Source organism: Phreatobacter stygius (assembly GCF_005144885.1).
In the GTDB taxonomy this organism is placed as follows: domain Bacteria; phylum Pseudomonadota; class Alphaproteobacteria; order Rhizobiales; family Phreatobacteraceae; genus Phreatobacter; species Phreatobacter stygius.
In genome coordinates this window covers 3,977,199-4,001,289 of the sequence record NZ_CP039690.1, presented here as the reverse complement: position 1 = coordinate 4,001,289, position 24,091 = coordinate 3,977,199, and the positions used below count along the sequence as shown (strand labels likewise).

General features: G+C 66.3%; 17 protein-coding genes. 2 read left to right on the top strand and 15 right to left on the bottom strand.

The annotated features are described in order from the left end of the window. Positions 1-21: 21 nt before the first annotated feature. The 13 genes from E8M01_RS18780 to E8M01_RS18720 form a co-directional block, all read right to left on the bottom strand. Positions 22-912 carry an ABC transporter permease gene (locus E8M01_RS18780; RefSeq protein ID WP_136961519.1) on the bottom strand — a complete coding sequence of 297 codons (891 nt, stop codon included), beginning with the start codon at positions 910-912 and terminating at the stop codon, positions 22-24. Then, positions 909-1,850 carry an ABC transporter permease gene (locus tag E8M01_RS18775; protein ID WP_136961518.1) on the bottom strand — a complete coding sequence of 314 codons (942 nt, stop codon included), beginning with the start codon at positions 1,848-1,850 and terminating at the stop codon, positions 909-911. The genes E8M01_RS18780 and E8M01_RS18775 overlap by 4 nt, the downstream gene beginning before the upstream one ends. Positions 1,851-1,855: 5 nt before the next feature. Beyond that, positions 1,856-3,493 carry an amidohydrolase gene (locus E8M01_RS18770; protein ID WP_136961517.1) on the bottom strand — a complete coding sequence of 546 codons (1,638 nt, stop codon included), beginning with the start codon at positions 3,491-3,493 and terminating at the stop codon, positions 1,856-1,858. Positions 3,494-4,019: 526 nt separating this feature from the next. Continuing rightward, positions 4,020-4,520, bottom strand: a complete 501-nt coding sequence (locus tag E8M01_RS18765) for a GNAT family N-acetyltransferase (protein WP_136961516.1) — start codon at positions 4,518-4,520, stop codon at positions 4,020-4,022. Between the two features lie 94 nt (positions 4,521-4,614). Beyond that, positions 4,615-4,893 carry a DUF2218 domain-containing protein gene (locus tag E8M01_RS18760; RefSeq protein ID WP_136961515.1) on the bottom strand — a complete coding sequence of 93 codons (279 nt, stop codon included), beginning with the start codon at positions 4,891-4,893 and terminating at the stop codon, positions 4,615-4,617. A 77-nt stretch (positions 4,894-4,970) separates the two neighbouring features. Next, complete coding sequence (locus E8M01_RS18755) at positions 4,971-5,813, bottom strand: sugar phosphate isomerase/epimerase family protein (protein WP_136961514.1); 843 nt, start codon at positions 5,811-5,813, stop codon at positions 4,971-4,973. Further along, entirely contained in the window at positions 5,810-7,126 is a 1,317-nt protein-coding gene (locus tag E8M01_RS18750) for a DUF6005 family protein (protein WP_136964717.1), read from the bottom strand. Before E8M01_RS18750 ends, E8M01_RS18755 begins: the two co-directional genes overlap by 4 nt. After that, entirely contained in the window at positions 7,123-10,113 is a 2,991-nt protein-coding gene (locus tag E8M01_RS18745) for an IucA/IucC family protein (protein ID WP_136961513.1), read from the bottom strand. The genes E8M01_RS18750 and E8M01_RS18745 overlap by 4 nt, the downstream gene beginning before the upstream one ends. After that, a complete protein-coding gene (locus E8M01_RS18740; protein ID WP_136961512.1) occupies positions 10,097-11,884 on the bottom strand; it encodes an IucA/IucC family protein in 1,788 nt (595 codons plus the stop codon). The genes E8M01_RS18745 and E8M01_RS18740 overlap by 17 nt, the downstream gene beginning before the upstream one ends. A 411-nt stretch (positions 11,885-12,295) precedes the next feature. Further along, positions 12,296-13,117 (bottom strand): ABC transporter ATP-binding protein, encoded by an 822-nt coding sequence (locus tag E8M01_RS18735; protein WP_136961511.1) that lies wholly within the window; start codon positions 13,115-13,117, stop codon positions 12,296-12,298. A gap of 64 nt (positions 13,118-13,181) precedes the next feature. After that, positions 13,182-14,393, bottom strand: coding sequence for a FecCD family ABC transporter permease (locus E8M01_RS18730; RefSeq protein ID WP_246088356.1), 1,212 nt, complete (start codon positions 14,391-14,393; stop codon positions 13,182-13,184). Positions 14,394-14,448: 55 nt separating this feature from the next. Further along, entirely contained in the window at positions 14,449-15,642 is a 1,194-nt protein-coding gene (locus tag E8M01_RS18725; protein ID WP_246088355.1) for an ABC transporter substrate-binding protein, read from the bottom strand. A 111-nt stretch (positions 15,643-15,753) separates the two neighbouring features. Then, entirely contained in the window at positions 15,754-17,964 is a 2,211-nt protein-coding gene (locus E8M01_RS18720) for a TonB-dependent receptor (RefSeq protein ID WP_136961510.1), read from the bottom strand. A gap of 526 nt (positions 17,965-18,490) precedes the next feature. Between E8M01_RS18720 and E8M01_RS18715 the strand changes: the two genes are divergently transcribed. Next, positions 18,491-19,807 carry a serine hydrolase domain-containing protein gene (locus E8M01_RS18715; RefSeq protein ID WP_136961509.1) on the top strand — a complete coding sequence of 439 codons (1,317 nt, stop codon included), beginning with the start codon at positions 18,491-18,493 and terminating at the stop codon, positions 19,805-19,807. 254 nt (positions 19,808-20,061) lie between these two features. Further along, positions 20,062-22,272 carry a S1C family serine protease gene (locus E8M01_RS18710; RefSeq protein ID WP_170181965.1) on the top strand — a complete coding sequence of 737 codons (2,211 nt, stop codon included), beginning with the start codon at positions 20,062-20,064 and terminating at the stop codon, positions 22,270-22,272. Between the two features lie 250 nt (positions 22,273-22,522). Here E8M01_RS18710 and E8M01_RS18705 read toward each other — a convergent pair whose 3' ends face one another. Then, on the bottom strand, positions 22,523-23,416 hold the full coding sequence (locus E8M01_RS18705) for a phosphatase PAP2 family protein (protein WP_136961507.1): 894 nt from the start codon (positions 23,414-23,416) through the stop codon (positions 22,523-22,525). Then, complete coding sequence (locus E8M01_RS18700) at positions 23,416-24,072, bottom strand: CDP-alcohol phosphatidyltransferase family protein (RefSeq protein ID WP_136961506.1); 657 nt, start codon at positions 24,070-24,072, stop codon at positions 23,416-23,418. Before E8M01_RS18700 ends, E8M01_RS18705 begins: the two co-directional genes overlap by 1 nt. Positions 24,073-24,091 lie beyond the last annotated feature (19 nt).

Genomic DNA, 24,091 nt, shown 5'->3' with positions numbered 1-24,091 from the left:
CGGAATTTTCTCTGCTTGGGGTCAGCCGTTCCTGAGCCTGGGATCGAGCAGGTCGCGCAGCGCATCGCCCAGCACATTGGCGCAGAGCACCAGGACGACGATCACCAGGCTCGGGATCACGGCGATATGCGGCGCCAGGAACAGCTCGTTGCGGCCGGCCGAGGCCATGGTGCCAAGCTCCGCCATCGGCGGTTGAGCACCAAGACCGAGGAAGGACAGCGCCGAACCGAGCAGGATCACCTGGCCGAAGCGCAACGTGAGATAGACGAACACCGAGGAGATGCAGTTGAGCGCCAGATAGCGCGTCAGCAGCGTCGCGTCGGACAATCCGATGGAACGACCGGCTTCGATGAAATCCTGCCCCATGACCACCAGCGCCGAGCCGCGCGTGACGCGGGCAACCGTCGGAATGGTGGCGACCGACAGCGCGACGACCACCGCGGTCATGCCGGGACCGACGGCGGCGGCGAAAGCCAGGCCGAGCAGGATCGCCGGGAAGGACAGGAGGATGTCGGACAATTGCATCAGCCAGCCGTCCAGGCGCTTGTAGAAGGCCGCGAACAGGCCGACGAGCAAGCCGATGGAACCGCCGATGATGGTGGAGGTGAGCCCCATGAACAGCGTCGCCTGAGTGCCGAAGAGGATGCGCGACAAGAGGCAGCGGCCGAGGCCGTCGGTGCCGAGCAGGAACTTCCATTGGCCACGCGCTTCCCAGACCGGCGGCAGCATGCGCAGGCGCGTATTGGTCAGGTAGGGGTCGTTGGGGGCAAGCCAGGGCGCCAGCAGCGCGGCGGCCACGATCAGCGCCAGGATGATGGCCGCGGCCAGCGCAAGCCGGTCACGAAACAGCCGGCGCAAAGCCGAATTGCGGCGCGGCGCAGTGGTGGAAACGACGGGAGCCACTGCGGTCATCGCTTACCAACCCTCGGATCGAGCACGCCATAGAGCAGATCGACGATCAGGTTGATCACGATGAAGGAGACCGCGAGGACCAGGATCGAGCCCTGGGCCATCGGCAGGTCACGCGACAGGATCGCGCCGACCGCCAGCCGCCCGACGCCGGGCCAGGAGAAGATCGTTTCGGTGACGACGGCACCGCCGAGCAGGAAGCCCGCCTGCAGGCCGATCAGGGTGACCACCGGGATCAATGCGTTGCGCAGCACGTGGTGAATGATGACCACCCGTTCCGTCAGGCCCTTGGCGCGGGCCGTGCGCACATAATCGGCGTTCAACACCTCCAATGCGGCGGTGCGCGTCATGCGCGCCACCGGACCGATGAAGGTCAGGCCGAGGGTGAGCGCCGGCAGCGCGATATGCGACAGGCCCTGGAGCGTCCACAGCGGTCCTTCGCGGCCGAGGAACGGGAACAGTTCCCAGTGATAGCCGAGCCACATGATCAGCATCAGGCCAATGAAGAAGACCGGCGTCGAGACGCCGGTGACCGAAATAGCGATGATCAGCCGATCGAGGAGCTTGCCGCGATAGACCGCGGCCACGGTGCCGAGCGCGATGCCGATCGGCACCGACCAGATGAGGCAGGCGACGACCAGTTCGGCGGTCGGGCCGATGGCATCGGCGAGCTCGGAGATGACCGGCGTGTTGTTGATCATGGAATAGCCGAGATCGCCTTGCAGCACGCGCCCGATATAGAGCCCGAACTGCACCACGAGCGGCCGGTTGAGGCCCATTTCCTGGCGGATCTGTTCGAGCACTTCGGGGGTCGCCTGCGGTCCGCCGATGACCATGGCGACATCGCCGGGCACCAGTTGCAGCAGCATGAAACCGAGCAAAAGCACGCCGAACAGGACCGGGACCGACAGAATGACCCGCTGGAGGATGTGGGCACCCATGGACGTCAAGCTCTCCACTCGCCGGTTGCGTCATGCACGCAGGCGCCGCCGAGAAGGGTCAGGTCGCAGCGTGTCTCGCCCAGGATCTGTTCGGGCGTCGCCGCGAGCAGGTCACGGGAAAACACGGCGATGTCCGCGGCCTGGCCGGGACGCAAGGTGCCGCGATGGTCCTCGCACTTGTTCACATAGGCGCCGAACTCGGTATAGGCCTGAATGACCCGCTCGATCGAGATCTTTTCCGTTGCCCCGACGACGGTCCCGCGCGACGTCTTGCGGGTCAGCATCTGATAGATGTTCGGATAGATATTGGCATCGCATACCGGCGCGTCGGTCGAAGCCGCCGGCTTGAAGCCCATGTCGATCCAGGTCTTCATGGGGTAGCTGGTTTCCGGCCGCTGGTCGGGCATGACCGACCGGTAGAGATCGCCGAAATCATACAGAAAGACCGGCTGCGGCACCGGCTCGATGCCGGCGCGGCGCATGCGGCGCATCTGTTCCGGCGTGTTGAAGCCGCAATGCTCGATGCGGTGACGCCGGTCGGCGTCGGGATATTTGGCCAGCGCCTTCTCCATCGAGACCAGCGTCTGTTCGATGGCCGCGTCGCCAATGGCATGGACGGCGAGCTGGTAGCCCTTGGCGTGGACCTCTATGGTCGCCTCTTCCATCTCCTTGTCGGTGAGGCAGAAGATGCCGTGGGTTTCCTCCTCGCCGGCATAGACCTCGGACATGGCCGCGGTCTTGCCGCCGGCCGAACCGTCGGTGAAGATCTTCACCGGCCCGACCCGCAGCATGTCGTCGCCGGCGCCGGTGATAAGGCCTTCGGCGTAACATTGGTCGAGAATGCCGTCGGGGCTCGCCAGCAGGCACTGGGTGACCCGGATCGGCTGGCGGCCGGTGCGCACGGCATTGCGATAGGCCGGAATCTCGCGGTATTTCGAGCGGATGCCAACGGCGGCATCCATCGTGCTGGTGATGCCGAACGAGTTCATATAGCGCGCGCCACGCTCGATCGCGGCCACCAGGTCCTCGTCGCTCGGATCCGGCAGCACGGCCTTGACCGGCGCCCGGCCGTTCTCGGCCATCAGGCCGGTCAGTTCGCCATTGACCTGCTCGATCGCGCCGCCGGCCGGCACCGGCGTCGACCTGGTGACGCCGGCGAGCTTCAGCGCCAGCGAGTTGACCACCGCGAGATGGCCGCAGGCGCGGACCAGATAGACCGGATTGTCGGGTGCCGCGGCATCGAGCTCGGTCCGGTGCGGATGGCGCTTCACATCCAGCTCGAACTGGTCGTAGCCGCGCGCCATGATCCATTCGCCGGGCTTCTTGCGCGCCGCCTCAGCCCTGATCAGGCCAAGCAGATCGTCGAGCGTGCGGGCATTGTGCGGCCGCGCGTCGATTTCGGCCATGCCGAGCCCGAGCGGCAAGAGATGGGCGTGAGCTTCGAACAGGCCAGGGGTGGCGAGACGGCCGCGGAGCTCGACGACGCGGGTCTTCGGGCCGATCAGCGGCTCCATGTCGGACGACGAGCCGACGGCCAGGACCTTGCCGGACCACAGCGCCACGGCCTCGGCCACCGGCGCGCCATAGGCCACGAAAACCCGGCCGCCACGCAGCACCACGTCGGCCTTGGGAAGAATCGGCATCAGCAACTCCACGGATAGGGCGCGCACAGTGTCATGTGCAGATTTTCGGCAGCAAGGGGGGCTGGCGCCGGTCTCCCCCTCGTATTGCACGAGGCGGGACCGAAATCCGGTACTCCAATTTCCACCCCTCAAGAAATAAAACGATCGTATTGAAGCTCGATACAAAACAGTTCTTCCCTGACGCGTCAAGGTGGCGCCACGGACCATCCCCAGTGTGGCGTGCGTCGCTGCGACCAGCCGGCGCGAGACGATTGCTCGCCTCAGCCGGCCTTCAGGACGGCCTTTGAGGTTTCTGCCGGATTTCGCCTCGCCGTCAGCGCAGCCAACGCCAACGGGCGTAGCCAAATCCGGTCGAAACTCACCCTGCCCGCCTTGGCTGTCACCGTGTTCCGTCAGCACTGGGAACGTGAGGCGCGGAGTTTTTGCTCGATGTCGTTTTCAGTCCTGAAGCCCGCCCGCCTGGCACTGGCGGCGTGAGGTCGCCGGTCCCTGTCCGGGGAAGCCATGTCGCTACGCGACAGATCTCTCAAGGCTGGTTCGACGGCCGCAAGCGCGCCATGCAGTAGGCGTCGGCAAAAACGCCATTTCGAAATGTCGCGGCCTTGTGCGTACCCTCGATTTCAAACCCGAATTTTTTGTAGAGAGCAATGGCTCTTTCGTTGTCGGTAAATACGGTCATCTCAATTCGGTGTATATTCAACCAATTGTCCGAAGTATCGATGATGGCGGCGAGCAGGCGAGACCCTATGCCATTTCCCGCAAAATCTTCGTGCACGGCGATCCAAAATTCGGCGGCGTGCGCACGCCGTCCGTAAAAGGGGCGCAGGGCCGCCGCACCCACAACCCGACTGTTCAATTCTGCCGAAAGATGCAGGTCACGCGGAGACCGGGGCTCCGACCATTTCTTGACCGCTTCGAACGATTCGTAAGGCAGCGCGAGCGTTCCGGAGCGGAAAGCCGGCTGATTGTAGATTTCGAATAGCTCCGGCGCATCCTCGGCGCGCATGGCCCGAATCTTCAGATCCATTTCATTCCCCAGATTTCATTGCAGACGTTTTCGCTTCGCGAGAGCAACGCGCCTCGCCGTTCGGCACGGCGGCATACTCCAGGCGGAATTCTGCCTAGGACCACACGAAATCGAGCGTTTCGCGAAACGCGAAGCGCTCGACATGGCGCGTGACGACATCGCGCAGACCGGAAAGCTTGTCGGCGTCCTCGGCCGCCAGGTCGATCGTCAAGGCCTCGGCGTCGGCGGCGAGCCGCGTTTCGCCGAGGGGCAGCATGATCCGGCCGGCCGTTGTCGTGAATCCGGTCTCGAATTTATGTGCCCAGTGCTTGCATAGCTGTTGAAGGATGCGGCTGGCATTGGGGGTGCTGATCACAGCGCGGCTTTGGAGCATGAAAGCTTCCTCAGTTATCGTGAGACGATTCCCGACATGAACGGCAGTCCGCGTCCGCGGGCCCCGACAACACCTGGTCACCCCGCGACACCGATGCGGAAGGCCATATCGTCGTGGCGTTTGGCGGCGATGTTGCGGACCTTGGACAGGTCGGCCGGCAGGATGGAGAAGCAGGCATCGCCGAACCATTCGAGTGAGGCCTCGGCATTCGGACGCAGGCTCTCCAGGAACGGACCATAGTCGAGCGTGCCCTCGAGCAGGCTCGTCATGCCGTCGCGCCGCCCGGACGCGGCATAGACGTTGGCGGGCTCGAAGACGGCGAGGTCGGACCGATCCCGCACGTTCTTGAGGTGATAGTAGTCGATATGATCAGCGAGGCGGTCATGGGCGGCCAGCAGATCGTCGCCGCCTTCCCAGACATGGAGCGCGTCGAAGTTGACCTTGAGGGCCGGGTGGTCGACCTCTTCGAGCAGGCGCAGGAGCGAAGCGGTGTTGTCGGCCAGGGTGCCGGGATGCGTCTCCACCAGGAGCCGCAGGCCGTGGTTGGCGAGATAGCCGGCCGCCATCCGCAGGCCGCTCACGACATGCGCGCGCTCCTCGGGCGAGGTCACGGCACTCCCCTTCGTGCCGGCGAAAGTGCGCAGCCGCGGAGCCCGCCAGTTGCGCGCCAGCCGGCAGAAGTCCGCCATGCGCTCGGTCAGGCTATCGCGCGGCGCGTCCAGCGGCAGGTAGTCGCTCAGCATGGGCACGCGCAGGCCATGGGCGGCGAGCCACTCGGCGTGATAGCCGCCGCTGAGATTGCGCGCGTGGACGCCCCAGAGCTCGATGCCGTCGAAGCCACTGCCGCGGGCGAACCGCGCGATCTCGCCGATCGACAGGAGGTGATGCCGGAAGCTGATGGTGCAGAGCGAGATTCTCATGCGGAGAGCCTTTCGTGGGCGCGCCCCGCTTGGCGGAGGCTCGGGCTCATGGTTCGCCAGGCCTCGAAGGCTGCGGCGAGCTGCCGCTTGATCGAGAACTCCGCCGCGTCGAGCTCGTCGAGCTTCTTGAGAACCGGAGCGACCAGTGCCGCATCCCCGGTCTTGGCGAGCTTCAAGATGGCGTAGTGCAAGGCCGTCAGGCCGTTCACCAGCATCTCGATCTCGTCGCAGATGCGTTGAAATTCGCTATCCGGCCAGCGCAGGGCCCGCCAGAAGAAGGCGAAGCCGTGCTCGTAGGCCCATTTGCGAATGGTGATGACAGGCAGTTCGCGCAGCGCCTCGCCGACATCGCCAAGGGCAAGGCCGCCCTGTCCCTCGGCATGGGCCGTGACGATGGCACGCGCCGCATCGATCAGGGGATTGGCGTTGGGGCGGAAACAGGCCGTGAAGAAGGCGGCGAGATCCGCGTCAACAGGCGCATGGGCGATCGAGGGATCGAACCGGTAGCCGCCGGCGACGCTGGGCTGGCGGATCGCGTTCAGCAGCTTGTCGCGCTCGATCAAACCTTCCCAACGGAAGTCGGGGTCGAGCACCTGCCAGACGGCGGGATCTTCGGTGAGTTCCAGCAACAGATAGTGCGGGAAAGGGTTCTGGTTAAACTTGTTCTCGCGCTCCGGCAGATGGAACATGTCGAGCATCACCATCACGCATTCGTCCGGCGTGCGGCGCTCGAGGATTTCGAGGAGGGTTGCGACGTTCTCGTCCTTGGAGCGGGAATGGTCGTACCAGGCCGAAAGCGGCACGCCGTAGAGCCGCTCGAACCAGTAGCGGAACGACTCGTGGTCCATGGCGTCCGAGTGGTAGGCGAGCCGGAATCCGTCGGTGATCGCAAACTCGGCATCCCAGATCAGGAAGTAGAAGGGGCGATGGTCTATGCCGCGCGTCTTCAGCCCGGCGCAGACGCAGCTGACGAAGCAATGGATCTTCAGATCGTAGGGCATTTCGCCATGGACGCCTTCCGACGGCGTCTCGGGCCCGGTGGCCTCGGCCGCCGGCTGCTCCCGTTCTGCGTCCGGCGCGAGGATCGCCGCGAGATCGGCGACGGTGGAAAGATCCTGGCGGCTGAACGCCTCTTCCGATACGGGCAGACCAAGGTTCATCTCCAGCGCCAGGATCAGCTGAAGGAGCTGGACGGAATCGATGTAGAGGTCCTCGTTCAGTCGTGCCTGCGGGCCGAAGAGGTCGAGATGGGGATGACGCATCTCCTCGCGCAGGACAGTGCCGACGGCCTCGATGATGCCCTCGCGGGTCATGCCACGACCTCCGCCAGCAATCCGTTGCGATAACGCTCGGCGACCTCGCGGCGTGAGATCTTGCCGTTGGCCTGGCGCGGGATCGCCCTCACCTGCACCGCCTCGCCGGGCACCTGATGACCGGCGAGCCAGCGGCGGCACCAATCCTGCAGCGCGCGCGGCGGCACCGGCGCCTCGGCGCTGAACAGGAGCGTCACCCGCTCGCCCGCGAAGGGATCGGACCGGGCGAAGGCCACGGCGTCGGTGACGCCGGGCATCGCCATCACGACGTCCTCCACCTCGCCGGGATAGACGTTGAGGCCCGACACGTTGATCGTGTCGTCCATGCGCGAGACGAAGATCAGCATGCCGTCGGGGCGCGCATAGCCGAGATCGGCCGTACGAACCTGCCCGGCTTCACTCTCGACGACGATTTCGGCCGGCCGTTCGGCGCTCTCCCCGGCCAGGACGCGATGGTGAGGCAGGGAACGGCCAATGGCGTCGGGCTGACGCAGGTCCGGGTTCACCGCGATGCAGCCGACCTCCGAGCAGCCATATTGCTGGAAGAAGTGGACGACGCGGCTGCGGATGGCGTCGAACCAGGGTCCGGGCAGGAGTGTGCCGGAGGTCATCGCGGCGTGCATGCGCTCGCCTTCGGGGAGCAGCCGGGCGAGCGTGTGCAGCATGGCCGGCGAGGTATAGAGCAGCGGACGATCGATCTCGCGCAGGCGCCGGAGCAAATATTTCGGATTGGTGTGGTCCAGCACCACCGGCGGCTGGCTGCGACGCAGGCCGACGAACAGCCCGCAGATCAGCCCGTAGGAATGGGTGATCGGGCAGGCTATGACGGGCGTCATCCCCTCCGGCTCGGTGAAGGCCGAGACATAGCTTTCGACCTCGCGTTCCACGGCGCTCCAATTGCGCGCGATGCATTTGGGATCGCCCGTGGTGCCGGAGCTCATCTGGAGCAGCTGCCCTTCACCGGGAACCGGAGGGGCGGCTCCCGTCAGGATCTCGCCGTCAAGATCGTCCAGGAACAGACGGTGGCAGCCGGCGCGCTCGGCGAGCCGTCGCGCGCCATCATCGGGCAGCGCCGGATGGATCGGCAGGAGCGTCACGCCGAGCTGGCGCGCCGCGAGAATGAAGGCAAGGCATTCAGTGGTGTCGCGCAAGCGCGCGGCGACGCGCTCGCCTCTGCCGCCCTGCAGGCGAGCTCGCGTCCCGACACGCCGGATGGCGGCATCCATCTCCGCCGCAGTCATCATCTGCTCGTCGATCTCGATCATGACGTCTCCCGAAGGCTGTTCAGGGGGAAGGAAGGCGTTGGCCACGAGGCGGCTGCACCGCGCCTCGTCCAGTCCGAGCTTTCGCGACAGAAGCGCCTCGACCCGCAGTTGAGGCGCATCGATGCGAAGCCGGGCCAGCCGGTTTTCCAGGCCGTGCTCCGTCGCATGGCGCAGCAGGCGGCGGCCGAGCCGGCGCCAGAAGTCCGTCTCGTCCAGCCCATGCAGCCGATGCAGGAGGTGGGTGGTCTCGGAAAGGCTGAAGACGAACAGGCTGTCGGTCACCAGCTCGGCCAACACGGAGGCCGAACGCATGGCGTGGAAACGATCGTCCACCGGGCCGCCATGGGCGGGGTCGATGGCGGCGAAATCCGGCACCCGCGCGGGGTCGGATACGAAGTCCGGCGCGTATTCGGCACTTTCGTGGAAGTCGCGGAGGATCACCCGCTCCGGCCATCCGCCGCGATGGACGAGGATCATGTTCTGGCCATGCGCCTCGAGAGCGACGCCATGGGCCACCAGGAGGTGCCAGACCGGCAGCACCGCGACCTCCACGAGGCGGTCGAGCCAGGCCTGGAGCCCGTGGCGCGTGAGCCAGGGGGAGACGAAGGCTGCGCCGTCCGCCTCCCGCATCATCAGCGCGTTGAAGGGGACCGCAGCCTCGCCCGGGGCCAGTCTCGGCGCCTCGCGCCAGAGCGCGCCGAGTTGTCCCGCCAGCGGCCCGGCAGGGTCGACGAGCGCGGACGCATATTCACGCAGGATGTCCATCCGGCAGCGGCCGCGCAACAGCGGGTCGCCCGCGACAAGCCCCGCCAGCCATTCCGAAAGCGCCGGCCCCGTCAGCACGAAATGCGGGTCGAGGTTTCGCAGGCTCGACGTGCTGACGAGGCTCATGGCGAGCTTCACGCTGCTGGCGTGCGGGTCATCGAGATTGTGCAGCGTGCGCAGGGACTGGCTGGCAAAGTAGCGCGCGCCGGCGGCGCCGAGCGCGACGGCACGACGCTCGGCCAGCCAGGGCCGCAGCGGCCCCTCCCGGAGACGCTGCATCTGCCAGGGATGGACGGGCAGGAGAGCGTGGGTCTCGAAGGAAAGGCCTGCTTCGCCGAGGCGGCGCGCCAGGAGGTCCCGTTCCTCGCCGAGCTCCGCCCGCCAGAATTCGACCTCGCCGCTCGGCAGCGAGACCGAGATCGCGTCCCGGCGGACGGCCAGCCATTGCAGCCGAAACGGCTTGGCGCATTCCGGCCCATAGCGGCGGTGATCCGCCAGGCTGAAGCCGGTACGCGCCTTGAAACAGGGATGGTAGGGATGGCCTTCCCAGAGCGCGGAGTCGAGCTGGGCAAAGGGAAGAGCGCGGCGGTCCGGCGGAACAAGGGTCTTCGCGTTCCAACGGCAGAGTTCGACCGTCTGCCGGAGCTCCGCCAGCAATTGCGCCCTGCGCTCCGGCGTGGCGGGAAGGGCCTTCGCGAAGCCGGTGAGATCGGCGGCGCGCCAGGATCCGTCCGGCTCCGCCATCTCGATCGTCGAAGGTTCGAGGCGGAGGCGGCCGAAGGGACCAGTCGCACCGGTGGCACGGAAGCGGCGCGTCCCGATGCGCCATTCCAACGGCCCGGGACCATCTGCGCACGCGGCGTCGAGATCGGCCATGCCCTCGAAGAGGGCCGCCTCCGCCAGTTGCCGCAGGACGCGTTCCTCCGGCCGGTGCACGGTTTCAAGAGGCAAGGGCACGGTTGGCCTCGCCGCAAGCCCGCGCCCGGACGTCGAGCGGATTCGGCATGTCCATGTAGTTGTCGGTTCCGTCGCCCGAGGCCAACTCGTCGCGATCCGACAGGCGGACGCGCAAATTGGCCTTGGTGCAGATCGTCGGCCCGTCCAGAATCGAGCGAGCGAAGGCCCGGCCCGCGCCCGTCATGCGGCCCGCCATCGCCTCCAGCCGGCGGGCCAGGTCGTCGATGAGGATCTCTTCCCGGACCAGCCCGTCATGGCCCATGCGAGACACCACGGAGAAGATCTGGTTGACCACGAGATAATAGGCGAGGCGGCGGCGGATCTCGCCGTCCGCGAAGTAGAGCGAGGCGAGGTTGGCCGTCTCGGGGGCCTCACGCAGAAGCTGAGGCCGGGCGGCCTCGGAGAGGTAGAAGCCCTGGTTGTCGCGGTAGAACCCCCGGCGCGGCCAACCGTCGGCGACGTCGAGCAGCGCGTTCTGCTGATGCGCCTCGAGCGCGATGCCGTACTCGTCATAAAGCGAGACGAGCGGCTCGAGCATGCAGTCGAGATAGAGGCCGAACCATATCCGCGCGGCGCGCGAAACCGCGTCCGCATTGCCGGGGCAGACACGGCGCAGGAGCGTCTCGAGCCGGGAACGCCTGCCCGGAACGGGCTCGGCGGTCAGCGCCGCGACGGTTGCGACGCCGCGCTCGGCGCCGTCGCGGAAGGGATTCTCGCGCAGCACCGTCTCAAAGCCACTTTCCTCGCGGCCGGGACAGCGCAGTGTGAGATAGGCCGGGTCAAAGAGGATCCGGAAGGCCGGATGGCGCGATCCGAAGCGGCTGCGCCCGAGCAGCCGCGCCATTGCAACGCCCGCCTCGAGTTCGGCGATCCGGTTCACGCGCAGCGAATTCGTGATGGTGACGGGAAGGGAGAATTTCGCCATCCAGGGACTGTCCGGCGCATAGACGGTCCGCAGTGACGAGGTGGCGGTGAAGCGGGGGCCCGCCGCGCCGAGGCGCCGAACGAGGCCCGCATCCACCATCGCCGCGACATGCGGTTCCAGCATCAGCGCGTCGGCCTGGAGCGGATGCATCGGGAGAGCGATCTCGCCGGGATGCAGCGGCAGCCGCGTGGCGTCGGATCCGAGGAGCTCCTGCGCGATCTCGAGCGCCGAACGGGGCACTGCCGAGCCGTGGCGGACGATGCCGGCATCGACGGCGAACACGGCGAGCTGGAACGCGCCCTCCTCTTCGGGAGCGTAGACGCGCGCTTGCCAGGCAGTGAGGCCCTGCCGGCTCTTGGGCGTCGGGTGCAGCCAATGGCCGAAAACGAGGGAGCGCTCGGCACCAATGAAGCTCGTATCCTCGCCTGTCTCCCGCGCGGCGAGATCGAGTTGGCGAGCCGTCTCGCGATAGCTGTCGAGAATTCGCCCCAGCAGTTCCAGCTCGTGCTCGCGCGCGCCGTCGCCGCCGCCGGCGTCCACCCGGGCATAGGCCTCGCCGAGGAGTTCCTGAATCGCCCGCATCGGCGCGAGGCGGCGCCAGCGCGGTTCGTGGAGATGGCGGGTCCACAGACGACCGAAGCCGTGCGGGCCGCACAACGAAGGAGACAGGATCTCGGCGCGGATCACAGCGCGCTGCCTGCGCAGGTTCCATTCCACGCAAGCTGCGGGAGGGCCGTCCGGCAAGGCGTGATGGACCCGGATGCCGGGATCGATCTCACGCAGATAGCCGTTGGCGAAACTGCGGAAGGCTGCCGCCTCGGCAACCTGTTGGGACGATGGTGGCATGACGACCGAACCTCGTTCGCACTTTGGTCGCGGCCGGATTTGCCGCGAGACGCTGCAGCTAGAGCAAAGAGGCCTGCCCCGTGGCCCGTCCGCGGCGGGCCAATGTTGCGCCGGCGCGCCTCAACGGCATGGACCGGACGAGCGGCGGAAGCGCTCTGCGACCAGCGGAGCCGGCCCGTCCGCGCGCCATATCGAGACGCCATCCTTCAGGGAAAAAATGCATGAACGCCTTCCAACTCGCAATTTGGAATCGTACAGTTTAGATTTGATATAAAGTACTGATATTACTCATATTTTTGCGTATTCGAGGCCGCTTGTCAATCGTTGGAGATCCGGCCGAGCGGTCCTTTATCCCGCCAGATTGACCCGGCAGCGACCCGTTGACCGGGGCGTGATCAACAGATCGTGCGATCATGTCGGCCATTGCCGGGCACTCCTGTCCTCATCCAGCCCGTCGACGATGATCTGCAAGGTGCCGGCCGAGCACGGCTCCACCCGGGCGACAATGCCGTAGACGTCGGCGAGCAATCGTGGCGTCAGCACGGCCTGCGGCGCTCCCTCGGCAACGAGTGCGCCGCGACCGAGCACGGCCACCCGATCAGCCCAACGCGCCGCGAGCGCGAGATCGTGCAGGACCGCGACCACGATGACCCCGCCATCGGCGAGATCGCGGACGATCCGCATCACCTGCACCTGATGGCGGAGATCAAGCGCGCTCGTCGGCTCGTCCAGCAGCAGGATGACCGGTTCCCGTATGATGGCCTGAGCAAGGCTGACGAGCTGGCGTTGCCCGCCCGAGAGAGCATCGAGTGGCTCGAGCGCCAACTCTCCGATGCTGAGCCGCTCCAGGACGGCCATGGCCTGCCGCCGTGTCTCCACCCGCGACCGGGCGGAACCGTCGAACGCACTGACCGCGAGCGCCGCGATCACCGCTTCCAAGACGTTCAGCCGTGCGTCGGCCGGAAGGCTCTGGGGCATGAAGCCGACATAGCGCGCCCGCTCGCGCCTGACGGCACCGGCAAGTTCGACCAGGCCGATCCGTATCGAGCCGGTGACGGGCAAGAGGCCTGCGAGACCGCGCAGCAAGGTCGACTTGCCGGCGGCGTTCGGACCGACAATGGCGGTCACGCTGCCCGGCGCGATCGGCGCGAGACTGAAGCCCTCGACGACCGGCCGTCCGGGATAGCCGACGCTCAGATCGCCGATCACGAGTGCTTCCGGAGCGTTCGTCATCTGCGCCGCTGCCGCATGATGCCGACGCTCAGATCGCCGATCACGAGTGCTTCCGGAGCGTTCGTCATCTGCGCCGCTGCCGCATGATCAGGATGAAGAAGACCGGCAGTCCGACCAGCGATGTGACGATCCCCACCGGCAGCAGCGCGCCGGTGACGACCAGCTTGCTGGCGACCGAGGCAAACGACATGACCACGGCACCCGTCAACGCTGCAGTCGGCAGGAAGAAGCGGTGGTCCTCGCCGATCAGCATGCGGGCAATATGAGGCCCGACGAGCCCGACGAAACCGATTGTGCCGACGAAGGCGACGGCCGTCGCGGCGAGCAGGCTCGACCGCAGCAGCGACAGGAAGCGCAGGCGCGCAACGTCGATGCCGTAGCTCGCCGCCCGGTCGTTGCCCAGGCGCAGCGCGTTCAGGCTGCTGGAAGCGGCGAACGAGCAGGGAACGATGATTGCAACCACCGAGGCCAGGATCGCGATCGCCGTCCAATCGGCACGCGCGAGGCTGCCCATCGTCCAGAAGGCGAGTTCCTGGAGCGCTTCCGCCGATCCAAGGAACTGCACCAGGGCGAGCAGCGCGTTGAAGGCAAAGACGAGCCCGACCCCGAAGAGCACCAGCAGATAGGGCCCGCCCTCGCTCCGGCGCGCCAACGCCTGGAGCAGGAGCACCGATCCGAAGGCGAACAGAAAGGCGTTGCCCGCCACGGCGAGGCCGGCAGGCAGATAGGGCAGGCTCAAGCCGAGCACGATCGTCGGCGCCGCGCCAACGGACGCGGCCGCCGAGACGCCGAGGGTGAAGGGGCTGGCGAGCGGATTGTCGAGGATGGTCTGCATCTCTGCGCCGGCGAGCGAGAGCGCGATCCCGACGAGGATCGCCATCACGGCGATCGGCAGGCGGACGTGCCAGACGATAACCTCGGCCGCGCGGCCAGCCTCGGGAGCCCCGGTCAGGGCGGCCCAGGTCTGGCTGAACGGCAGCCCGGAAGGACCGGTCGTCAGGTCGAGGAAGAGGCCCATGACGGCAGCAGCCAACAGGGCGACGACAATGAGTACCCGTTTGCGGAGCTGGGCCGCATAGAGCGTCAGCAGACGCTCGCCGGCTTCGGAAAGCGCGATGTGCGACGGCGGCGGGCTCACAGCTACCCCGCCATGACGGGTAGCACCGCCGAGAATTGTCCGGGCCGCGTCATGCGCTGGTTCCGTCATGCGTGCGCGCCGCGCGCGCAGACTGCGGCGGCGCGCAATCCCGAGGGGCGAGACCCGTGGGGGCAGCACGTGCGGCAGCCCTGCGGATCGAATTCGACATCGGGAAGCGCCGCATGGGTCCCGGTCATTTGCGGCTCACCCAGTAGGCCCCGTCGAGCGGGAACGGCTGGAACCGGCTGTGGAAGTCGGCGAGCAGGCCGTCGGGGTCGAGATCTGCGAAAAGCGCGGGATGCAGCCATTTCGCGAAGGCCTGAACCGCGGCGACATTAAAGGGCGAATTGTAAAAGTGATGCCAGATGGCGTGCGCCCGCCCTTCCCTGATGGCGGGGAGGTCGGCAATGCCCGGCCGGGCGAGCGAGGCGGCAAGGCGCGTACGGGCCGCCGCCTCGGTGACACCAGCGCCCAAGGCCAGCCACGATGCCTCGTCACGCAGGCCGCTGCCGATCGCAGTGCCGATATAGACGTCAGGCGGATTGGCGATGAGCCATTCGAGGCTGACCACGCCGGCCTCGCCGGGCAGGATGGCGTCGGCCACGTTGACGCCGCCGGCGGCGGTGACGAAGCGCCCCATCATGCCGCGGGTCATGGTCTCGCAGCAGCCTCTGCCGAGACCCACGCGGCTCTCGACGAAGACGCGGGTCAGGGTCGGTTTTTCGCGCGCGAGGCGCTCGGTGACGGTCGCGAGGGCCGCGCGCCAGGCCGACAGGAATTCGGCAGCCCGGGCCTCCTGGCCGAGAACCTTGCCGAGCAGTTCGAGCGAACGCGGCGTGTTGACGAGCGGATCGCTGCGGAAATCGATGAAGACGATGACGACGCCGGCGGCCTCGAGGGCGCGGATCACCTCCGTCGACCGTGTTCCCGGTCCATGACCGCCGAGGCCGAAGATCGCCACCTGGGGCCGGGCGGCGATGGCCTGCTCGACGCTGAAGCTGTCGCGCGCGCTGCGGCCGATGCGCTGGACCTTGTCGATATCAGGAAAGCGGGCGCGGTAACGGGCATAGTTGGCCGGGTCGATGTCCTCGTAGTCGCCCAACATCCCGACGAGACGGCCGATCGGGTTCTCCCGGTCGAGGATCGCGAGCGTGGGGATGTAGCGCCCCTCGCCGATGATGATGCGCTCGACCCGATCAGGGATCTGAAGCCGCCGCCCCGCGAGGTCGACGACCTCCGCCGCCGAAGCCACTGCCGGCACGGCGGCGAGCAACAGCACCGCAGCAACGCGGCGAAGGCAGCTCATGGCCATACCGACGAGCCGACGGTTCGAAACGGACGTGTCGGTCTCGATGCGATCAAGCGGATTTCTGGTGAGCATCGTCATCGGCCAGGATTCCGGAACTGAACAGGAGTTCGAAACGAAGCAAGAATTCGAAGCTGAAGGAGGGCGCCGGACTGTTGGAAGCAACGGCCCGGCAACACGCGAACCGGCAGGTCAGAAGTCGAAGGTTGTCGAGACCATGAATGTGCGCGGGGCGCCCACGCTCAAGAAGCCTCTGGAGGCCGTGGCCCAATAGGACGTGTTCAAGACGTTCTCGACGGCAACCCTGATGGTCACGTCCTTGCCCGCCGGCCTTTGGAAGACGTAGCGCAGGCCGGCGTCGAAACGGGTCCAGGCCGGGATCGATTGCGTATTGGCCTGGTCGTAGAATTGTTTGCCCGAATAGATGACGCGGCCGGTCAGGGTGAGGCCCGGCGCCAGCCATGACGGCACATCGTATTCGCCGTAGAGGTTGACCGCGACGGCGGGGACACCGGGAGCGGTGTTTCCGTTGAACCGGCCCCCCAGCGTATTGGCCAGTTCCGCATTGATGAACGTCACGCCGCCCAGCAGCCGCACGCCGGGCATGGGCTCGCCGAACACAACGAGTTCGGCGCCGCGGTTGCGCTGCAGGCCGCTGACGGAAAACAGGTTGGTGGCAGGATCGGTGAAGGCGTTCGGCTGCCGGATCTCGAACAGCGAAGCCGTGAACGCGACCGTGCCGAGATCGTATTTGACGCCGATCTCCGTCTGCTTGTTGACGGTGGGGGCGAAGACCGTATTGGCATTGGCTGCCGTCGGCGGAGCGGTCGGTCCTTCGGTGAGAGCCTCGACATAGTTGCCGTAAATCGAGAGACGCTCGAACGGACGGAACACGACGGCGACGGCGGGGGTAAACTTGCCCTCCTGGTAGCTGGTCGCCAACGCGCCGAGCGTCGGCCCCGGACGGGTGACATAGCTCCGCAGATCGATCGACTGATAACGCCCGCCCAGCGTCAGCTGGAGGCGGTCTCCGCCCAGGGACAAGGTGTCTGAGATCGCCACGCTGCGCGCGGTGAGCTGCGTGAACAGAGGCAGTTGATTGGAGCGAGGCAACGCCATCGTCGGGAACGAGCCCCGCGGCAGGTAGATCGGATTGTAGATGTTGGTGACCCAGCTCGGCAGGGCGATCGGATTGAAACCGCCGCGGAAGTTCCGGTTGTCCGCCTGGACGGCCGAGACGTTCAACTGATGACCGATAAAGCCGGTTTCGAACTGGGCGCGCAAACCCACCTCTCCGGTCAATCCCTGAATTTCCTGGGGCTGAATGGCCAGCGTATTGGTCGCCTGCCCGGTCGCGCTCGTGATCCGATAAGATGACTGGAGGAAGTCCTCGTAGTAGCGGCTGACGCCGCCCGCGGCGTAGACCGTCACCTGCGGCAGGAGGTCGTACTCGACCCGGCCCGCGGCCATGTTGTACCGGCTGTCGATGTATTCGAGCGGGCTCGCTGTGTTGAGGCTGTTGTTCGGCGCTCTGGGAATAGGGATATTCGGCGCAATTGAATTGAACAGCGACGTCGGCGCCCGGACATCCTGCCTGGTATGGGTCAGATCCAGCGACGCGCGGAACCGCTCGCCGCGATAGTCGAGGCCCAGCGCGACGACGCCGACTTCGATGGCATTGTTGTCCAACGGCGTCGCGCCGCCGCGATAGGAGGTGTTCAGGCGCACACCCCACTCGTTGGACGGGCCGAAGCGGCGGCCGAGGTCAATATGCGTTCCGAATTGCCCCCGGCTGGCGAACGATGTCGTGACCCGCGTCAGCGGCTCGTCGGTGGCGCGCTTGGGGACAAGGTTGATCGTGCCGCCGATACGAGCGAGGCCGCCGCTGAGAAAGGCACTGGGCCCTTTCAGGATTTCGACGCGCTCGATCCCTTCGGTGAAGCTGCGGCGCGGATTGGCGATGTAGAACAAGCTGTCGAAGGCGGTGTCGAGAGCAACGACCGAGAAGCCGCGAATGAAAAACGCATCGCGCTCGCTGAACGGCGAAACGTCGTTGCGCACCGACGGGTCATTCTGCACGACGTCGGCAATCGTCCTGGCCTGCTGGTCTGCAATCAGTTTTCCCGTGTAACCCGTCACGTTGAACGGCGTCGTCAGGAACGAGCGATTGCCCAGCATGCCGAGGCGCGCGCCCGTTCCGACCTGGCCGCCCGCATAGGGCGCCGGCGGCTGCCCGATCGTGCCTGTCGGCGGCAGTGAAGGCGCGGTCTGGGCCTGCACCTCGATGGGAGGAAGCTCCACGGGGGCAGAAGAAGACGATGTTTGTGCAAGCACGTTGTCGCTGAGCGACAGAAGCAGAATGGCCGCAATCGGATAAGTCTTTCGGGAACGTGCTGGGGCCATGGCGATCTCCTGTCGGCACGGCCTACTATCATGGCGCTTGACCTAGAAACAATCATGCAAACCGAACTAATTGGCAAATATCATGGATTATTTTGCCCCTGCGACAACGTTTCACTTTATAATTATTATACTTTCAGAGTGGCAGCATCGATCTTATATCTTCACTGTTTTCAAGAATTCTAAACTGTACTCGCCAACCGCCGATAGATTGTATTATTATTGGCAAAATGTGGTTTTTGGAACGACTATAACTTAACGAAGACAGTCTGAAGCGGTCACTCCGCTGGCCCAGCCGCCTGTGCGTTCCAAAGCAATCGCGCAGTTGCAAAACGTCGAATGAGCGGTGGCCGATGGCGCGCCGGACAGCCCACGAGCTGGACAGGATTTTTGACCAGCCGGGATCGCAGGCCGCCGTGCCTGACCGCAGCACGGCAATTGGCATCGCTCACAGGCAGGCATAGAGTTCCACGCACGCATTCCGCGATCCGGCCTCTCCGTCCACAACCCGTCGAGACTGCACAAAGCCATGCGTCATCATGTCCGATCGGCCCTCGGCCTCGCCGCCGGCCTCGTCGTCGGCAGCTTCGCGCCCGCCTTCGCCCAGACCGCCCCGACATTTCCGAACGCCGCCGACAGCGATCCGAACCGGCTCGGCATCATGCGCGGCTTTCCACCGCCGGCCGACCGGACCGTCCGTTTCGACAACGGCAGCGGCTATCGCTTCCCGGCGCTCCGCTGGGCCTTCAGCAATATGCGGCAACTGGTGCCGACGTCGGCGGTCTGGCGCGGCGACGGCCCGCTCGTCGCCCTGCCGCGCGACGAGCGCGATCTTGGCGGCATCCGCCTGACCACCATGGACGGCAAGGCGATGACCTTCGCCGAGGCGCTGGCCGGAACCTATGCGGACGGCATCCTGGTCCTGCACCGCGGCAAGGTCGTCTATGAGCGCTATTTCGGCGCGCTCGAGGCCCACCGGCCGCATATCGGAATGTCGCTGACCAAATCTTTTGTCGGCACGCTGGCCGCGACGCTTGCCGCGCAAGGCAAGCTCGACCCTGCGGCGCTGGTCACCCGCTATGTCCCGGAGCTTGCCAGCACCGCCTATGCCGATGCCACGGTGCGCCAGGTCATGGATATGACCATCGGCGTCCGATATTCCGAAAACTATGCCGATCCCAATGCCGAGGTGTGGAACTATGCCCGCGCCGGCGGCATGCTGCCGGCCGGCCCGACCTATCAAGGACCCAGGTCGTTCTATGACTTCCTCACCCAATTGCGGAAGGAGGGCGAGCACGGCCAGGCCTTCGCCTACAAGACGGTCAATGCCGAGGTGCTCGCCTGGATCATCAGGCGGGTCGGCGATCAATCAATGGCCGATCTCTTGTCCGGCATGATCTGGTCGAAGCTCGGGGCGGAAAGCGACGCCTTCTTCATGGTCGACAGCATCGGCACCGAATCAGGCGGCGGCGGCCTCAACACGACGCTGCGCGACCTCGCCCGCTTCGGCGAAATGATGCGCAATCGCGGCCGTTTCAACGGCCAGCAGATCATTCCGGCCGCCGTGGTCGAGGATATCGAGCGCGGCGCCGACCGGGCTCATTTCGCCACCGCCGGCTATGCCACGCTGCCGGGCTGGTCGTATCGCAACATGTGGTGGGTCAGCCACAATGAGCATGGCGCCTATATGGCGCGCGGTATTCACGGGCAGAGCATCTATGTCGATCCGCGCGCCGAAATGGTGATCGTGCGTTTTGCCTCACACCCCGCAGCGGCCAATCCGGTCAATGATCCGATCACCCTGCCAGCCTATATGGCGGTCGCCAAAGCACTCATCCAACCCTAATGTGGCGGTTCATCCCGATTGCGCCGAATGCCCTGATCGCAACCGGGCTCACGCTGTTCAGGAGGACGTTCGAGCGCATTGCAAGGCCTTCATTCCGGCGGCTGAACAAAAGGTTTCAGCCGGATTTCAGTCCGGTCGCTTTGCCACGGTAAAGCCACGTCCGGGCGAAATCCTGCAGAAACCGACCCCGCCTAATTCATGTTGACTAGGCGCCCCGCCTTGGGATGGGACGCGAGAGTGGAGATTCCTCGTCGATGTCGTTTTTCCCCCTGATGCCCGCCCGTTTCGCCCTGGCGGTCGCCTGTGTCGCGCTGCTGCCGATATCCGGCGCCGACGCCCAGCAACGCCAGCGACCCGCGGCGCGCTCGCCCGAGGTCACCTTCCACAATCGCTCCGACACCGTCATGCAGAACCTGTTCGTGACGCCGACCGACGAGGCGTCCTGGGGTGAAGACCGCCTCGGCAGCGACACGGTCAATGCCGGCAGGCGCCACCGCTTCCGGCTGAGCACGGCACAGCAGTGCCGCTTCGACGTGCGTGCGGTTTATTCCGAAGGACGCGAGGAGACGCGCTTCGGCGTCGATCTCTGCCAGCGCCCCGAGGTGAGCCTCGACGGCCGCACCGAAACGACCGCCCAGGACCTGCAGCGCGCCGGCCCGGTCGCCTTGTTCGTGGTGCGCAACCGCACCGGCAATACCCTGCAGACGCTCAAGCTGACTTCGCCCAGCGGCGATGACAGCGATGACATCCTGGGTGCCGCCGTGCTGGCCGACGGGGCGAGCTATACCGGCCGCTTCGTCCGCCAGGACGGCTGCACCTACGACCTGACCGCCACATTCGAGGAACGCGACGAGCAGACCATCCCGCGCCGCAACCTGTGCACGACCCGTGAAGTCGTGTTTCAGGGCAGTGACCGGAACACCGCTCCGAGCGGCACGCCAGGCGCGCCCGGCGCCGCGCAGGAGCAGCTGCAGGTCGAGATCTTCAACCGCGGCGGCATCACCATCCAGACGTTGAATGTCCGTGAGGCGCGGGCCAATTCCTGGGGGCGCGACCGGCTGGGCAGCGAAGTGATCGCCGCGCGCAATTCGTTCACCTTGCGCATGCCGCGCGGACGCGGCTGTCAATATGACGTGCGCATCACCTTCGACAACAACAGGGAAGAGGTGCGCTCGAACGTCAATCTGTGCGAGACGCGCGAACTCGCCTTCACCGGGCCTGCGCTTGCGCCAGGCCGCGGCACGCGCAAGACCGCGCCGAGCCAGGGCGAGGCGACGCCACGCCTGTCGCAGGTCGCGATCCTCAACGAGGGCACCAACCCGATCGAATCCCTGTTCATTTCCTCGTCAAAGGTCAGCACCTGGGGCGAGGACCGCCTTGGCGCCAGCCGGATCGCACCGGGCGACCGGTTTTCGACACAGGTCGAACGTGACGACCAGTGCAATTACGACTTCCGCATCGTCTATCAGGGCGGCCGCGAGGAGCGGCGCATGCGGCAGAACATCTGTGACCGCCGCGAGGTGGCATTCGGCGGGCCCAATGCCTTCCGGATCGACGGCGGCGGCCCCGAGGGCGGCCGGCGCCTGGTGTTCGTCAACCAGGGCCGCACCGATGTGCGCGAGCTCTATCTGACCCCGGTCACCGACACCCATTGGGGTGACGACCGGCTCGGCTCGGAAACCCTGCCGCGGCGCTTCCGGCTGGAATTGCGGGTGCCGAACGAGGGTGGCTGCCGCTGGGACGTGAAGCTCGTCTATGAAGGCGGCCAGACGCTCGAACAGCGCGACCAGGATCTCTGTGCCAAGGCCGAGCTTTCGGTCGGCCGGCCGCCGCGGATCGGCAATCTCGCCTCCACCGGCACCGGCTTCTATGTCTCGACATCAGGCCATGTGCTGACCAACCAGCACGTCGTCGACGGCTGCGGCACCGTGGCGATCTCGCGGCCGGACGGCAAGCGCACGACGCTGCGCATGATCGCGCAGGACGAAGGCGCCGATCTCGCCCTGCTGCAGGAGGAAGGCGCCACCACGCCGGCCCTGTCGCTGCGCGCCGGCAGCCAGACGCCGATCCGCGCCGGCGAACGGGTCGTGCTGGTCGGCTATCCCGCCCGCTCGCAGCTTGGTGGCGTCAATGTCACCGAGGGGCTGATCAGCGGCCTGCGCGGCGCGCTCGGCGACCAGAGCCGGTTCCAGTACAGCGCGCCGACCCAACCCGGCAATTCCGGCGGGCCGGTGCTAGACGAGTTCGGCCATGTCGTCGGCGTGGTGGTGTCGCAGATCGACAAGATCTCCGGCGAGCGGACGGCGCAGAACATCAATTTCGGCATCAAGCTCGACCTGGTCCGCACCTTCCTCGAGGCCAACCGGGTGACCCCGACCGAAGACACCGCCAGCCAGACCCTGCGGGCTGCCGACATCCTTCAGAACGCCAACCAGTCGGTTCTGCCGCTCGACTGCCTGGAGTGACGATTTAGGATCGAGATTGCACGACCACGCGGGGCGGCTCGGATCAAACGGGCCGCCCCGCCGCTTTTTGAGGCGGCGGGGTCGGTCGAAGGCGGCATTGCCCCGCCGGGTGGCATGGTCTCGCAATGCGCCGACAGGGCCGGATCGCCGGCCAGGCGCATGATCTCGACACGCGAGAGATGGTTTGGGTCATCCTGCAGGTGCGGGCGCTAAAGCGGAAAGAGCGGCGCCGGCAGGATCATCAGCGTCTTCACGGCCAGCGCCTGCCGCGCAAGCGCGCCGCGATGAACACGGCCACGATCGCCACGATGATCCCGACGGTCCCGTCGATCAGCCAATGATGGTCGAGATAGACGCTCGCGATCACCATCAGCACCAGATAGATCACGTGGATCGGCCGGGTGAGCCAGGTCGCCGAGCGCCAGGCGGTCAGGAGGCCGAGCGCCGGGAAGACGCAATGCAATGACGGCATGGCGCCGAAAGAATTCGGATTGCGGCTGTAAAACCCCTCGAAATAGTGGATGCCCAGCAACTGGTCGACGCGCAGCAGGGCCGCGGCACTCGGTGCGGCCGTGGGATCGATCACGCAGCCATGGGCACGAATATACCAGGGCGGCGCCGCCGGAATGGCCATCCAGATGGCAAAGCCGATGACATGGGCAATCGCGAAGGCCCAGAGATAGTGGTGCATCCGCTCGCGGTCTTTGACGAACAGAAAGATCGAATAGAGCGCCGCGATATAGATGAACAAGGCATAAGGCAGCGCGAACAGCACGTCGAAGAACGGCGCGTGGTGGACGTTGAAGAAGTCCGGCAGCGTGGTGTCGGGGCCGACGCCGAACAGTTTCAGTTCCAGCGCCCGCATCTCGCAGCCCCAGACCCGGCCGGGGCGCACGAAGACCGGCGTGACGAAGCGCATCAGGTCATAAGCGAGCGCCACCAGCAGCGCCGGAAAGGCGGCGGCGACCAGAAGTTTGGTCTTCTCGACCGCAAATCCCAGGCCGGCAAAGGCCAGCGCCGCCAGCACGTGCTCGGGCCGGAGCGCTCCGATCGAAGCCATGAAGGCCGCGTGCAGCGCCGGGATCAGCGGCACGAACCAGAACCGGCCCCACAGGCCGTAGATATGCCGCCAGGCAGTGACCATCAGGCGCGACCGCCGCCGGCATCGATGACATGGCGCGCCACCCGCAGCGCATCGGCGGCGGCGAGCGCGCTCAAGAGCGCGATCAGCGCGACGCCACCGAGCGCCAGCCAGGGTACCAGGCTGCCCAGAAACAACGACAGCACCAGCAGGATCATGCGATCGCCGCGGCGCATCCACAGCGGCGGCAAGGCAACCTTGAGACCCTCGCAGCGCGCCCGGACGTAAGACACGGTATAGGCGGCGAGCAGCGCCAGCGCCGGCAGCACGGCCAGCCAGCCGCTGTTCGAATAGAGAATGGTCAGGCCAAGAAGCGGGGCCGCGTCGGAGACCCGGTCGACGGTCGAATCGAGCAGGGCGCCGAACCGCGTGGCGGTACCCGTCAACCGCGCCAGCGGCCCGTCGAGCAGGTCGAAGGCGCCGCTGACCAGCAGCAGCACGCCGGCCCAGCCGAGCAGGCCATTGGCGGCCGCGATGCCGGAGGCAACCGCGGGCAGCAGCGACATCAGCGTCAGCGTATTCGGCGTCACGCCGGTGCGCGCCAGCCGGCTGGCGATCCGGCTGAGGCCCGCGGTGAACGACGCGCTGCGGCCGATATCCTGGACGGAAACGCCCTGCTCGAGACTGCCGAGCAGGCGCGCGGCCCAATTGCGCATCATGAACTTGCCTCCCCGTTCC